At 61.5% G+C, this 14,046-nt stretch carries 16 protein-coding genes; 3 read left to right on the top strand and 13 right to left on the bottom strand.

The annotated features are described in order from the left end of the window. Positions 1-43: 43 nt before the first annotated feature. The 3 genes from CH305_RS21190 to CH305_RS21180 all read right to left on the bottom strand — a co-directional run bounded on the left by CH305_RS21190 (position 44) and on the right by CH305_RS21180 (position 2,587). A complete protein-coding gene (locus CH305_RS21190) occupies positions 44-820 on the bottom strand; it encodes a 2-keto-4-pentenoate hydratase (protein ID WP_094704831.1) in 777 nt (258 codons plus the stop codon). Beyond that, positions 817-1,836, bottom strand: a complete 1,020-nt coding sequence (locus tag CH305_RS21185; protein ID WP_218828611.1) for a luciferase family protein — start codon at positions 1,834-1,836, stop codon at positions 817-819. The genes CH305_RS21190 and CH305_RS21185 overlap by 4 nt, the downstream gene beginning before the upstream one ends. Positions 1,837-2,011: 175 nt before the next feature. Next, complete coding sequence (locus CH305_RS21180) at positions 2,012-2,587, bottom strand: NADPH-dependent F420 reductase (RefSeq protein ID WP_094704830.1); 576 nt, start codon at positions 2,585-2,587, stop codon at positions 2,012-2,014. A gap of 91 nt (positions 2,588-2,678) precedes the next feature. Here CH305_RS21180 and CH305_RS21175 point away from each other — a divergent pair, with 91 nt between their 5' ends. Continuing rightward, positions 2,679-3,167 (top strand): MarR family winged helix-turn-helix transcriptional regulator, encoded by a 489-nt coding sequence (locus CH305_RS21175; RefSeq protein ID WP_094705202.1) that lies wholly within the window; start codon positions 2,679-2,681, stop codon positions 3,165-3,167. A 636-nt stretch (positions 3,168-3,803) separates the two neighbouring features. On the opposite strand, the gene CH305_RS21170 is transcribed toward CH305_RS21175, so the two are convergent. The 4 genes from CH305_RS21170 to CH305_RS21155 all read right to left on the bottom strand — a co-directional run bounded on the left by CH305_RS21170 (position 3,804) and on the right by CH305_RS21155 (position 6,795). Beyond that, on the bottom strand, positions 3,804-5,276 hold the full coding sequence (locus CH305_RS21170) for an MFS transporter (RefSeq protein WP_094705200.1): 1,473 nt from the start codon (positions 5,274-5,276) through the stop codon (positions 3,804-3,806). Positions 5,277-5,736: 460 nt separating this feature from the next. Continuing rightward, positions 5,737-6,033, bottom strand: coding sequence for an FBP domain-containing protein (locus tag CH305_RS29705; protein ID WP_306436926.1), 297 nt, complete (start codon positions 6,031-6,033; stop codon positions 5,737-5,739). A 64-nt stretch (positions 6,034-6,097) separates the two neighbouring features. Further along, positions 6,098-6,232, bottom strand: a complete 135-nt coding sequence (locus tag CH305_RS29700; protein WP_306436924.1) for an FBP domain-containing protein — start codon at positions 6,230-6,232, stop codon at positions 6,098-6,100. Continuing rightward, complete coding sequence (locus tag CH305_RS21155) at positions 6,229-6,795, bottom strand: TetR/AcrR family transcriptional regulator (protein WP_094704828.1); 567 nt, start codon at positions 6,793-6,795, stop codon at positions 6,229-6,231. The genes CH305_RS29700 and CH305_RS21155 overlap by 4 nt, the downstream gene beginning before the upstream one ends. Before the next feature lie 678 nt (positions 6,796-7,473). On the opposite strand from CH305_RS21155, the gene CH305_RS21150 reads away from it, so the two are divergent. Further along, positions 7,474-8,679 carry an SGNH/GDSL hydrolase family protein gene (locus CH305_RS21150; RefSeq protein ID WP_306436923.1) on the top strand — a complete coding sequence of 402 codons (1,206 nt, stop codon included), beginning with the start codon at positions 7,474-7,476 and terminating at the stop codon, positions 8,677-8,679. A gap of 9 nt (positions 8,680-8,688) precedes the next feature. Further along, a complete protein-coding gene (locus CH305_RS21145; RefSeq protein WP_037150277.1) occupies positions 8,689-9,054 on the top strand; it encodes an Lsr2 family protein in 366 nt (121 codons plus the stop codon). Positions 9,055-9,169: 115 nt separating this feature from the next. Here CH305_RS21145 and CH305_RS21140 read toward each other — a convergent pair whose 3' ends face one another. From CH305_RS21140 to CH305_RS21115, 6 genes are all read right to left on the bottom strand, one after another. Beyond that, positions 9,170-10,006: a GAF and ANTAR domain-containing protein gene (locus CH305_RS21140; RefSeq protein ID WP_094704827.1), complete on the bottom strand. Its 837-nt coding sequence runs from the start codon at positions 10,004-10,006 to the stop codon at positions 9,170-9,172. A 210-nt stretch (positions 10,007-10,216) separates the two neighbouring features. Continuing rightward, positions 10,217-10,837, bottom strand: a complete 621-nt coding sequence (locus CH305_RS21135) for a DNA-binding response regulator (protein WP_094704826.1) — start codon at positions 10,835-10,837, stop codon at positions 10,217-10,219. Continuing rightward, the gene (locus tag CH305_RS21130; RefSeq protein WP_094704825.1) at positions 10,834-11,997 is read right to left on the bottom strand and encodes a sensor histidine kinase; all 1,164 of its coding nucleotides are present in this window, start codon (positions 11,995-11,997) and stop codon (positions 10,834-10,836) included. Before CH305_RS21130 ends, CH305_RS21135 begins: the two co-directional genes overlap by 4 nt. Beyond that, complete coding sequence (locus CH305_RS21125) at positions 11,994-12,815, bottom strand: ABC transporter permease (protein ID WP_094610287.1); 822 nt, start codon at positions 12,813-12,815, stop codon at positions 11,994-11,996. The genes CH305_RS21130 and CH305_RS21125 overlap by 4 nt, the downstream gene beginning before the upstream one ends. Further along, entirely contained in the window at positions 12,812-13,750 is a 939-nt protein-coding gene (locus tag CH305_RS21120) for an ABC transporter ATP-binding protein (protein WP_094610286.1), read from the bottom strand. Before CH305_RS21120 ends, CH305_RS21125 begins: the two co-directional genes overlap by 4 nt. Further along, on the bottom strand, positions 13,747-14,031 hold the full coding sequence (locus tag CH305_RS21115) for a hypothetical protein (protein WP_141215882.1): 285 nt from the start codon (positions 14,029-14,031) through the stop codon (positions 13,747-13,749). The genes CH305_RS21120 and CH305_RS21115 overlap by 4 nt, the downstream gene beginning before the upstream one ends. Between the last annotated feature and the right edge of the window lie 15 nt (positions 14,032-14,046).

The raw sequence follows: 14,046 nt of genomic DNA, 5'->3' as shown, positions 1-14,046 counted from the left end.
AGCCGGAGTCCATGTGATCTTGAATTGTTTCGTATATCGATTGTCAGAGCGCGACGTGCACGGCACCGAGGCTCTCGACGCGAAGTGCATAACGGCAGTCCGGGTTCAGTGGTACGGCGTCGGTCAGTGCACCTGCAAGCACAACTGAACCAGCAGGCAGCGTCTCACCGCGACCGGCCAGATGCCGCGCGAGCACTACCAACGACAGCAGCGGGTCCCCGAGCACCGCAGAACCCAGAGCTTTCCGAACGTCGACCCCGTTCACCTCGACGACGCACTGCACCGCAGAAAGATCATCGATGTCGGCCAACCGATGCGGCGATCCGAGAATCATGCCGGCGGCGCTGGTGTTGTCGGCGATCACGTCGGCCAGGCCGAAACGATAATCGGTGAAACGAGAGTCGATGATTTCCGCCCCAACCGTGACGAAATCGACGAGTGCCGCAGCCTCAGCGCGAGTGATGGGTCCGGAAATGTCACGAGCGATGACGAATGCAATTTCGGGTTCTATGCGCGGTTGAACCCACCGCTCCAACTCAACCGACACGCGATCGGCTTCGACTGTCATCGCGTCGGTCAAGAATCCGACGACCGGAGTGTCCACTCCCATTCTCCGCTGCTTGGCCAGGCTCGTCAGTCCGAGCTTGGCACCGATGACATTCTCGCTGTTCGCGCGGCGGTTCTGTCGATCGAGATCCTGTACCGAATATCCCCACGCGGCATCGACACTCGGATCGACGTCACTGAATGGCTCGATCGTCGTACCGGAACGGCGTGCTTGGGACAACCGCGCTGCTGCCGCTTCTGCAGCGATTGTCACGTCGCAGACCCAATTCTGCCTCGAGCGAAGTTGTAGCTGGCCTCGACGATCCGACGAACGACGTCCAGCTCTTCGGCATCCCGCGGCCCGTACACCATGACGAACCCGACAGCGAGTCGCGTTCCTGCCCAGGGGTGCATACGCCCATACCCCTTCGTCACCAGATCCGCGGCCTGGTCAGGAGGCAACACCAGGTGCAGCGAACCGTCCTGGGGCGGATGCAGGTGGGCGAACTCGCCTACCGATGAAACGAGAAAACCATCCACCCCAGCAGACGAGTCGTCCAGCGTGAGTGCACGCGCTCCAGGGACCGAGATGTGCGACGGTCCCACAGCCACACCGTCGAGAGATCCGATGTGTGCCAACAGTTGTTCCTGCAACTCCTCCGGGGAATTATCCGACAACTGCTGCTGTGGAATTGCCCATGACACATCCGGATGGCTGCCGTGACGGGCAGGCAATGCGCCGCCCGCCATGGTCGACCACTCGGGCGCTCGTCGGGGCCCTGGCACCGGGGCCTGATGGTTCTCGAGGAAACGGACTCGGTGCGCAATCCATTCGCCTAGAGCCGATACCACCGACCCTCTCAGCCCATGCCCGCCCGGGTCTCGATGAGCGTCTGCCGGTGCGCCGGACTCGGACAGAACGTATTCCCAAGTACGCGAGAGCAATTCGTTGGGAATGACCTGGTCGGCGTCTCCCTGCGCAATGAACACAGGAAGGTGTGCAAGGCGTCCAGCATCGACCGGAACACCCGCGTCGAACGGAAGAGTGCCGTACATGATTGCAACACCGGTGTATCGCGCCGGATCAGCGAGAGCAAGACCACCAGCGAAAGCCGCTCCGCCGCTGAAGCCCGCGAGCAGCACCGGCCGGCCGGCAGCCGCAACGCCATCCAACCACGTGCGGAACCACCCCATCGTCGCACTGAGTGACGCCGCAACCGGGCGTCCGATTCCACGGTTGGCAAACCACGCGAAACCACCACCCTCCGCTATCGGCGCACGCACTGCCACGTAGGAAGGGCCATCGGCAAATGTGCTGCGAGCGTGATGATGTCACGCTCGTTGGATCCTCGGCCGTGTAGCAGTACGACCAACGGCGCGTCAGGGTGGGTGGATCCGAAAGCCGCAACAACCGGATCTGCAAATTCATTCATGCGTGCGTGACTTCCGTAGAAAATGGGACGAGTCAAGACGTGAGCGCGAATCCACCGGTCCACGAAATCTTCTCGCCGGCGGCGAGCGTCATCTGCAGGAAGCCGACGCTTTCCAATTCGCGTGCACGCCCGAGGGACCCTGCATCGACCGCGACGAGCCCTGCTGAACCGACGACGTCGGCGAGCGAGGACTTGGCGTCTGAGTCGTCGCCGGCGATGAGCACGGTGGTGACGGCCTGTCCGGTCTTTCCTTCGACCAGGGTGCCGGCGAAATTGGTATTGAAAGCTTTGAGGACGTGCGAGTTCGGCAGGGCGGCTGCCAGGTAGGCGGTCGCTGAGCTATCGGCCGGAACCGTCAGAGAATCGAAGGTCTCGAAGTCAACCGGGTTGGTGATGTCGACGACGATGCGGCCCGCGAACGAGGTGCCGCGTTCGGCGACCACACTGTCGAGCGCTGCGAACGGCAATGCCAACACGACGATGTCTCCGGACACCGGTGTGTCGGAGTCTGCGCGGGCCAACACCTGAACGGAGTGTCCGCCCTTGACTGCCAGCGCTGCGATTGCCTTGCCCATATTGCCGGTGCCGATGACCGATACAGCTGCCATGTCCAACTCCTCGTCAAGATATCACTTGGTTGATGCTTCAACCTTGCGCCCATTCACTTGTAGCGTCAAGTAAATGGGCTATTATGTGACCATGGACACGAACTGGTTGAGTGACGACGAGCAAAGGTCCTGGCTACGGCTGCTTGCTGTCGTCGAACTACTCCCGGGAGTGTTGGAACAGCAGCTACGAAAAGACTCGGGTCTTACTCACTTCGAGTACTTCGTGCTGACCAGGCTGTCCGAGGCCGAGAATCGGACCCTGCGAATGACGACTCTGGCACGGCGCACCAACTCGACACTCGCGCGGTTGTCCCACGTGGCCAGACGCTTGGAGGCCAGAGGGCTGATGGAAAGAACCCCATGCCCCACCGACGGCCGCGCCACGAACGCGCTGTTGACCGAAAAGGGGTGGACGACGGTGATATCCGCGGCCCCCGGACACGTCGCAGCCGTCCGACACAATGTGGTGGACGCCGTGACACCCGCTCAGCTAGGTCAACTTCGAACCATCTGTGATGAGCTTCTCGTGCGGCTCGACCCCTCCGGAACAATGACCGAACTGTACGACGACGAGCACTGACAAGTTCGGGATCCGGTCGGCTCGGATCGAGTAGCAATACTCGCGCGGCACACAACAAAAGACGGCTCCGGATTTCTCCGAAACCGCCTTTGACCTGCATCTATACGTCGGGCTGACAGGAATTAGACCTGCGACCCCTTGACCCCCAGCTAGATCAACCAACTTTCGATGGTCCCACCCGGACCCATCGCACAGCCTCTGACCAGCACCTTCCGTCCATACCGGTTCACGCTGATCCACCCCGGTTGCACCGAGCAGTGACACGCTCGCGGCGCGCTCGAATTCCGTCTACTCCATGCAGAGTCACCTCGATTCGGAGAGGATCAAGTGGGTCCACGAGCCTGCTAAGCGACAGATCTGTCTACTTGCGGAGCAACCCAACCTCAACACGTGAGCACACGTATCTCGTACCGAACCTACGCCGCCGATCGACGGAGAATCACTCAGAACTTTCTGCAAACAACTCGAACGCCTTCTGCCGTCGTGCGAGGAGCTTCGCAAGCGTTGCGCCAGCCCATTTCTGCGTGTCCCCCGCACATGCCAGCCACACCGTTGCTCAGGAGTCTGCTTGCAGGTACGGCATCGAGTTTCATGTCGCAGAAACTTGGACCGCGACATCGCGCCGTGCTTCCGGAATCAACAATGCTGCGGTGCCGGATCGTTCTTCCTTGCCCCCTGCCCAGTGGCGACAGTCGATCCGGTAGCCACGAAAGGCGGAAGGAACGCAGCGAGTGCCAATGCGACGATCGCAGCAAGGGCGGCCAACGCCATGGTGACCCGGAATCCCTCCTGTGCAGGCAATTCGGTCGATCGGAGAGTGATGGTCATCTGCGCAAGTATCACGCCTGCGACAGCGCTAGCCATGGAGGTGCCGAGCGAACGCATCAAAGCATTGAGGCCGTTCGCGGCAGCGGACTCCGACGGCGGTACGGCTCCCATGATGAGAGCGGGCATCGCGCCGTACGCCATTCCTATTCCAGCGCCGATGATGCACGAGATCGCGACGAGATGCCAGACCGCACTCATCGTGACGACGCCGAAGATGTACCCGGCCGCGACGATAACCGCAGCGATCATCAGCGTCGTCTTGGGACCGCGGGTGGTCGTAATTCGCGACGACAGCGGTGCGATCAACATCATGACGATTCCCGACGGTGCCATCACCAGCCCGGTGACCAGCATCGACCGGCCGAGACCGAACCCTGTCTCGGTCGGCATCTGAAGGACCTGCGGGAACACCAAAGTCATTGCGAACATAGAGAATCCGAACACGACCGAAGCGAGGTTGGTCAACAAGACCTGACGACGGGAGGACACACGCAGGTCGACGAGTGGCTGTCTGGTGCGCAGTTCCCACCAACCCCAGAAGAAAAGCGACACCACTGCCAGCGCTATCAATCCCAGCGTTATCGAACTGCTCCAGCCCCACACAGATCCCTTGGAGATGGGCAAGAGCAACGCGACGAGCGCTACAGCAAGGCCGACAGCTCCGACTGCATCGAACGCTCCCCCTGTTCGCACCTCGGATTCTGGAACCGTGAATACGACCAGTCCGGCCACTACGAGGCCGAGCACTGCCGAGATCCAGAAAAGGATGTGCCAGTCGGCGTATTGGGCGATCAGAGCGGCAGCGGGCAAACCGAGTGCGCCACCTACCCCGAGTGATGCACCCATGGTGGCGGTTGCACCCGCAACTTTCTCGCGCGGGAGAGCATCGCGAATGATGCTGAGCCCCAGGGGAATGACACCTGCTGCTAGCCCTTGTAGGGCGCGGCCGATGACCAGAGGGATCAGTGAATCGCTGAGAGCACCGGTAATCGAACCGGCAATCAGTAGGCCGAGGCTGATGAGAAGCATCAGACGTTTGCCGAACATATCGCCGAGTCGGCCGACGACGGGCACCGCGACGGCACCGGCGAGGAGGGTAGCGGTGACGGCCCAGGCGGTGTCAGCAGCTGACGCGTCGAGAAGGGCAGGAAGTTGCGGAATCAGCGGAATGATCAAAGTTTGCATCAACGAGACAACGATTCCGGTGAGGGCAAGCACGGCCACCACCACGCTGGTATCGACTGTCCGCGTATGGCTGGTCTCGGATGTTCGCGTAAACATGCTGTGGTCCTCCATTGGGCTTGTTCCGGAAATGGGTGAAGCGGGCGCGCCGTGTCCTTGCAGGCAAGAGACCATCCAGCGCTCGACGTCATTGAGCGGCTTCGAGCCGCTATCGCTTCGCAGTTGATGTTGGGCGTCCGCTGGACGTCGACCAGAGAGATGGTCTGTGACCTCACTGATTCAGGCATCGAGAACCTGAATTGGTTTCACACCGAGGTGTTCAGGAACGTAATCGAAGTGGACCGGCGGCGGACCCACCTCGACCAGCGAATCTGTTAGTCGGTGAGTTGCCGTGCCGCCAACTTCGCACAACCCTCGCCGTGTGTACCAACCGAGAGGAGAAAGCCAAGTGCATCGAGTATCGACCTTGTGGCGGCAAGGACCATGGATCGAAACCTACTGGCGGACCGATGGACTCTGCGAGTGCGGCGAGGGCCGTTCGTGGTGACGGCACGTGCCATCAGCTCAGAACGCGGCCTACGAATGCGTCGATGTTGTCTCTGAGCGTCGCGGTGCGGCTCTCGACGTCGAAGTCTCCCTTGAATTGTCGCCCCAGTGCGGGGGTCTTCTCTTTACGTGCATAGAGCGAGCAGGCGAGATCCGAGCAGATGTACGTCCCGACGGTGTTGCCGCGCCGCCGTGATTCCCCGGCTTTCGCTGCGGCCATCAGAGATACACCGCCGTTGGCGTGTGTAGTGAGGCAGATGCTGCACATCTGCGCCTTACGTGCACCACCGGCCTTGAAGCGCATCGCTATACCGAGCAGCCGGTCTTGTTGCCGTACGACAAGAAATAATTTGCCCAGTAGCTTGGGGTCGGACTCAACCGAGGAAATCGATATCGTTCCACGGAACTGAGTCGAGTACGGCGGGGAGGGTGAGCCGGGTGGCCTCGCCTTTGGTCGAGTTGATGAACGACGATCTGATGTTGGGTCCGGACAAGGGTTCCACTGTCATTGCCTCCATTGCTGTAGGAGAGTATCGATTCCATCGAGAATGCGTGTCCATGACTGCTGTGAGTCCGGACTACTGTGGCTGAATGCGCCGGATGCATCGAGAGTGGCGTATCCATGAAAGATACTGCCCAACAATCTGATCGCGTGGACCTGGTCGGTTTCGTCGAGGTCGTATCCCCGCAGAATTGCCGTCATCATCGCCGAATGGCGTACGCCGGCACTGTTGATCGCAGTCTCGTGATCGAGTGGGAATTGGGTTGCCGCGTACCGGCCGGGATGCTCACGCGAGTAGTCGAGGTACACATTCGCTACAGCGACCAACGCATCTTTGCCGGCCCGGCCCGCCAACGCTTCCGAAACCCGGTCGGCGAGTTCTTCCAGCGCCAACAATGCGATGCCGACGTTCAACTCGTGCGCGCTTGTCAGATGCGAATACAAACTGGCGACCTTGACGTCGAAGCGCCGGGCCACCTCGCTCGCAGTCACCCGATCGAAGCCGACTTCGTCGGCCAGATCCGCTGCAACGCGAACTATGCGATCCACTTTCAATCCAGCGCGAGCCATGTCGGCCTCCTTGTCGATTGAGGAGAACCATACAGTTACCTAATACCTTTAGGCAAATACCTACATCAATTCGATGAGGGGCGGCAAGCTCACAGGAGACTTCACCGCCGCTGCTCGTTTCGCACGACAACCATGTTGGGCGCTGGGCACCCTTGTCCGCACAACGTTCTGTACGCACGCCAGCCGGACCTTTTCTGCGAAACCAGTTCGGTGAATCTCGACGCGAATCACGGCAATCTCGAGCCACGACACGCCGCAGCTACCAGATCGGCCGCTTCGCCGCCCTGACCTGGCGTTCGCTTAGATCTGCGCCTTCGTACGAAGACGAATCACACTCGAAGGTGGACCCAAACCGCATCGGGGTCCTCACGCCCAAAAGAATTGCCCCTGCCTCAAAATTACGATGTCGAAGCGGATGGGCTGTCAGGGTCTGCTCGACCGAAGAATTCGAGGTCAACCGGTCGCAGGCTCGGTGAGTTGCGTTCCTGCTGCGGCTCGTTTGCGCAGTGCGGTGACGTACAGGAACAGGACGAGGACACTCGTTGCACACTCTGAACAATCATCCAGCTCGCATGTGTTGCCAAAGCAGCCGCCGAGTCACCTTCCAGCCATTCTCACCATGACCGACGTCATTTTCACTGTGTCACTGCAAAATTGGGGAAGGCGTAGGGTGCGCCCATGAGCATGACAGCAACACCCATCACCCCCGATTTGCTGCGCGGCGCTCTCGACCATGAACACACCTCCAAGGGGTTGGTGCCGCATCGACTCCCGGAATGGGCACGTGAGCGCCTTCCCGACGTGCAATTCGCGGTGGCACAGGGACATCCGTCCGGTGTTCGTCTGATGTTTCGTACGGCCGCCGCTCACATCGAACTCACCGTACTCCCCACCAAGCGGGCGTATCTCGGACTACCCGCACGGCCCGGCGGCGCATACGACATGGTGGTGAACGGGGAATTCCGCGAAAGGGCCGTCGCGATCGGGGGCGACACGATCGCGATCGATCTGAGCACAGGAGCCGAAGAGTTTCGGCCCGGAAGCCCCAGCACTTTGACGTTCGAACCCGGCGATATGGGCGTCGAGAAGAGCATCCAGATCTGGTTGCCGCACAACGAGAGAGTCACCCTGATCGGAATGTCCACCGACGCTCCGGTCGAACCGGACCCTGCACCCCCGAAAACGTGGCTGCACTACGGAAGCTCGATCAGCCAAGGTTCCAACGCATCAGGCCCGAGCGCAACGTTCCCAGCTCTCGCGGCCTCGACCCTCGGTCTCGATCTGGTAAACCTGGGATTCGCGGGCAGCGCCCTCCTGGATCCGTTCGTCGCACGCGTCATACGCGACACAGCGGCCGATCTCATCAGCCTCGAAATCGGCATCAACCTAGTCAACACCGATGCCATGAGCCTCCGCGCCTTCGTCCCTGCGGTAGAGGGTTTCCTGGACACGATCCGTGAGGGACATCCGACTACCCCAGTTATCGTCGTATCGCCGCTCTACTGTGCAATCCACGAGAACACTCCTGGCCCGGGTGCCTTCGATCCAGCAGCGCTCACGGTCGGTGAAGTCCGTTTCATAGCGACCGGAAAGCCTGCCGCAGGGAAGCTGACACTGACCGTTGTCCGGAGCACGCTGACAGAAGTCGTCCGACGACGTTCGACAACGGACCCCAACTTGTACTACCTCGACGGACTCGACCTGTACGGCGAGGACGACTTTGCCGATCTGCCTCTGCCCGACGGATTGCATCCCGACGCCGAATCTCACCTCAGGATCGGAACACGTTTCGGCGCAGCCATATCCGCGATCTTTCCGTCAGAGTTTGGAAAGGGAATTTGTAGCAGTTCTACTGACGCACAACAATTTCCGACTCCGAGGTGACGCGACATCATGGGCAAAGAGGTGTCTACCGAGTTTGTCGATGATATGGACGGGTCGCGCATCGCCGACGGATCAGGGGAGACAGTTGAATTCTCAGTCTCCGGGGTCGATTACGTCATCGATCTCAAGAGCTCGAACGCGACCGAGTTCCACCGAAAACTCGATCGCTACATCAAATACGCCACCCGAGTGGGCGGTCGCAGGCGCAAAACGCTCACGGCCGGCGCACGGACACCCATCCCAACGATCGTTGTGGAAGTCGAACCGGGTAGAGGCAAGGCGGTTCGGCAATGGGCCGCTGCTGGCGGGTATGACATCAGCCGTCGCGGCCGAATCTCCTCGGAAATCAAAGAGGCGTACAACGCAGCCCATTGATGTCTCGCTCGGGGATCCCGTAGCTGCGCTACGGACTCGGCGAAGTCGTGGCTCTAGCACTGAACGACGGAACCAGAACCGATTCGCCAGCTGTTCAACGGATTGTGTTTGCTTGTCACAGCTCGCGGTGACCGCCCACGACGGTGTCGACCAATCGGGCCGCGAGATCCTTGATCCGGGTGTTTTCGCGTTGCGACTGTTCCGACAGCGCGGCGAACGCAGCGTCCGGGGATATTGCCCGCACCGCCATCAGAATTCCCTTGGCCTGGTCGATGGTCGAACGGGTCAGCATCGCAGTGCGCAGCCCCTCGACCTCGGCCAGAGCTTCAGCCAGCAGCCTGGAGTTGTACACCGCCGTTTGCGCCGCGGTCACGAACATCATCACCAGCACTTCGTCGATATCGTTGAACCCGTGCTCGTCGAAGCTGTAGAGGTTGAGTGAGCCCGCGTGCTCGGAATCGACCGCCAGCGGCGCAGACAGATAGCTTCGCACTCCGACATCTGCTGCCTTGGAGGCGAATTCGGGCCAACGGGACCGAACGTGCTCGACTCGAACGCACACGATCCGGCCGGTTCGCGCTGCCTCCAGGCCGGGACCTTCGTCCGTGAGATATTGATCGGATTCGATGGCGACGACCCGAGAATCGCTGCACGCGACCGTCGCCGGACCTCGTGATTGATTTTGTAGAAGGCTCACCCCGACCATGTCCGTACCCGGGACGACGGCAGCTACCCGCTCACACAGTCCCTGCAAAAGGCTCTCGACCGAGCTGTGCGAGAGCAGCAGTTCCCGGAATTTCCCGACCGACTCGAGGGCGCTGTCGGGATAGTAGCGCGGCGGGACTATCGGTGGTAGCAGCGTTCGAGTCGGTACCGACATTGCAGCCGACACCTCGGCATCGAAACTTGTGGCTGCTGCGGATTCCATGGCAAGTAGAGAGGGGTCGATCATGGGAAACGGTGTCCCTGACTGTGCGGCGTTCACACCTGTTGACGTGCGCGAGAAACTCAGCAACTACGACCCCCGACGGGCACAGGTGACCGTACGCGCATCACCGAACCAACGTGCGTTCGCCTCCTACCGACAGGTTCTTGCACGCCGAGAACACCGTCGGGACCGACACGCGAAGTGGGTCCATAGACAGCAGGAGGCGGAGGCGAGTCAGATCCAGCCGAACTTGCGGGCCTTCAATGCCGCCTCGTATCGGTTGGACGCACCCAATTTTCCCATCGCAGCCGATAGGTAATTGCGAGTCGTCCCGGCCGACAAATGCGCACGGACAGCAATTTCGTCGATCGACGCACCGTCGATGGCGTACTCCAGCACGTCCGCTTCGCGTCCGGTCAGGACGGTGTCGCCGGTGCTGATCGCCTCGGCCGCCAGCTGCGGATCGACGTGGCGTCCGCCCGCCGCAATGGTGTGGATCACCTCGGCCAGCGTTGCCGAGGAAATGGTCTTCGGCAGAAATCCTCGCACTCCCGCAGTGAGAGCACGCTTGAGATAGCCGGGACGACCATGGCTGGTGACGATCAAGATGCCGGCCTTGGGAGTGATCGCCAACAGCTCGATTGCCGTGTCGATACCGTCGATTCCTGGCATCTGCAGATCGATCACCGCGACTGCAGCGCTTTCCCCACGGTCGACACGACGCCGCCAGATTGCTATCAGGTCTTCACCCGACTCGACGTCGGCGATCACATCGATATCTGTTTCGAGATCGAGCATGGCCGCCATTGCCGTCCGCACCAGGTTCTCGTCGTCGGCCAGCAGTACCGGTATCATGCTGTGTTCCAATGGACTTCGAGCAGGAACCCGTCCCGATTCGAGGTCGTGTCGAGGCCTGCATCGACCGATGTCAGTCGCTCGGCCAGTCCACGGAGTCCCGTCTGCTGGGACTGATCCCGCGATGTGTGGGACGACGCGAGAACTCCATTGTTACGCAGTGACATTCCAGCCTTCCCGAGAGTCATCGTCGCCGACGTGGCCGTGGAGTGCTTCACGATATTGGTCGTCCCTTCCCTCACAACCCACGCCGACACCTCGTGGAAGCGCGCCGGTACGTTCGACGGATCGCCTTCGATGGCGAGTCGACATCCTGCCGCCGCGAGCAATGATCGGGCACCGGCGACTTCTCCGTCCAGGTTGATGTCACGGTACCCCCGAACGAGTGCTCGCATCTGTTTCATGGAATCGACCGCTACGCTTCTGACCTCGTCCATCTCGGTGCGAGCGCGGTCGTGTGCGCCGACTTTGGCCAGTGTGGCGGCAAGTTCACTTTTCACCGCGATGGCCGAGAAACTCCGCCCGACGACGTCGTGGAGGTCGCGAGCAAAACGAAGTCGTTCTTCCGCGACCTGTAAACGCGCCTCGACAGTCTTTGCGCGCTCGAGCTCTTCCACTATCTGGAGCCCCCACCGCGTCAGAAGGGTGCTGGAGAGTAGGACACCCGAGATCAGACCGGTCAGTGCCATCAACTGGACCACCTTGCCGGTAGTTGCTCCGAGGACCGCGCCGGTAGCGACGCTCATCCCGAGAAGGACCCACCACCGATGTCGAACGAACGGGACTATCGACTGCGCTGCGAACAGCGTCGCTGCGAATCCCGTTGCGCGAACCGCAACCACGCCCGACGTATCGGTGGTCAGCTCTGCTGCGATGGCACAGGAAACCCACACCACGGCCAGGGCTATCGCTCCCACCGGCAACCCCCAGCGTCGCAGCGCGGGGGTCGACCCGGCGAACAAGTCCGCCCGGCTGAGCAAGGCTGCCAGCGAGGCGAGCCCTGAGATCGCGACCGTCGCCGACGCCCAGAGGGCACCGGCGACGGTGATACCCGCGAAGACGGTGACCGAAGCGATAGCCGCCAGGAGCGTGACCTGTGCGTAGAGCCGGTACTTGGCCGGCTCCGACAACTCACGCCACCCGGAGGCCGTCTTTGTCATCCTCGGTCGTCCCAACGAAAGCTTGTCTTCACGATCCACAGCGTCAGCAGGGTCCATAGCCCCAAAGTGGCGAGCGGCTGACCCATCTCGGCGAAAGTTCCCATGAAGTTCGCGGCAACTGCTCCTTCGGGGGCTGTTGCCGGTAACCCTGCCGAGCCCAGCGAGATCAGGTCGGACAACGCGGCGAACGGTGTCCAATCGACAACAGAACCGAGGCGATCGGGCAGCAGATTACGGATGGAATCCTGGCCGACCATCGCGATGATCATCACCGGCAGTGACGTGATCTGAGCAGCCTCGGCGTTCTTGGTGACCGCGCTGGTCGCCAGGGCCAGCAGTGAGAACACGATGATTCCGCCGAGCAGCGCAAGAACGAGGACGATGGCATTGACGGGGACCGGAGAGCCGGCTCCGTAGATCACCCCTCCGACGATGACGGCACCGATGAGGGTGAGTAACGCCCCTGGCACCGCGGGTGCCACCTGAATCTGCCAGTCGGCAGCTTCGCCCGTTCGTAGCCGCTTCAGTACGCCTTCGCCGCGCCGGGTCGTGACCATCGATAGCACCGAGTAGTACATCACGAACAGCAGCGCCATCAGCGCGAACATTTCCAACCCGGTGGTGGCCACACCGACGGTAGCCCCGGAATTATTGCGTGCGATGAAGAAGGTCGCGAGGGGAATCGCCACCGGAAACAGCGTGCCCATGACAACGAGAGTCTTGTTGCGGATGAACTGTCGATATTCAGCGACGGCCAGGGAGGACAGCGGGCGCCGACCGAACCCCACGGAGGGCGGCGCGGTGGTCGTGGTGGTCATGATGCTCCGATCAATTCAGGGGTGGACGTCGGCGACTCGCTGTGGTCGGCGGCAATGTCGAGGAATACCGATTCGAGTGACGCGGCTCGTGCTTCGAGACCGGTCAACTGCACGCCGTGGGCACCGGCCCAGGCCAGCAGCTCGGACAGATGTCGTTGCAACTGGTGGGTGTAGACCGTGACCCGCGCGCCGGCGTCGACCGTCGCACCGTCCCACGACGGCAACATCAGACCGGGGTGGTCGAAGACGATCCGAGCTGGATGCTCGTCGACGATGTCCCGAAGTGTGCCGCGGCGCGCGATCTCACCCTTGTGCATGATCGCGATCGTGTCGGCGAGGGCTTCGGCCTCGTCGAGGTAGTGCGTCGTGAGAAGAATCGTCACGCCGGATGCCTTCAGACCGGCCAGCAACTTCCATGTGGCTCGGCGACTTTCGGGATCGAGGCCCGTGGTCGGCTCGTCCAGGAACAGCAACCGAGGTTGGCCGAGCAATGCGCACGCGAGGTCGACTCGACGCTTCTCGCCGCCCGACAGTGACCCCACCCGAACATCGGCCCGGTCCGTGAGGTCGACCTGCGCCAGGACCGCTGCGGTTGTGGTGGGATTGCTGCAGGTACCGCGCCACATCTCCAGGGTCTCTGCGATAGTCAACTCGGCCGGCAATCCGCCGGATTGCAGCATGATGCCGATCTGCGGGCGGACCTTCTTGCGTTCCAACCGAGGATCGTGGCCGAAGACTTCCACCTCCCCCGATGTCGGTGCCAGTAGGCCTTCCAACAGGTCGAAGGTCGACGTCTTGCCTGCGCCGTTGGTCCCGAGCAGCGCGAAGACCTCCCCCTCTGCGACGTCGATGTCGATGCCCTTCACCGCTTCGAATGCGTCGTCTCCCGTTCCGTACACCCGGCGCAACCCGCGGGCTGCGATCACCGCGCTCATCGCTGGCCCCACTTGCGGGTTCCGACGATCCAGCGGACTGCGAAGATTGCCACACCGGCTCCGGCGGCGACCGCGGAGACGATGACTCCGGGCTGCAGCACACCTAGCACGATGCCCAGCGCTACGACGGCTCCGATCGCGGCAACAGCCTCCCTGCCACGAGTGGGGGCGGGACCGAAGCGCATGCCGTCTGCGATGAAGTTGCCGAGAGTGATTCCGTGCGAGCTTGTTTCGCGACGGTCGGGAGGACTGTTCGGATGGTTCATTCCTGTTCTGTTCATGACTAGAAGCCTGTC

Source organism: Rhodococcus sp. 15-649-2-2, assembly GCF_002258645.1.
Lineage (GTDB): Bacteria > Actinomycetota > Actinomycetes > Mycobacteriales > Mycobacteriaceae > Rhodococcoides.
The sequence above is the reverse complement of the archived record's forward strand: the minus strand, read 5'-3'. Positions and strand labels throughout refer to the sequence as shown.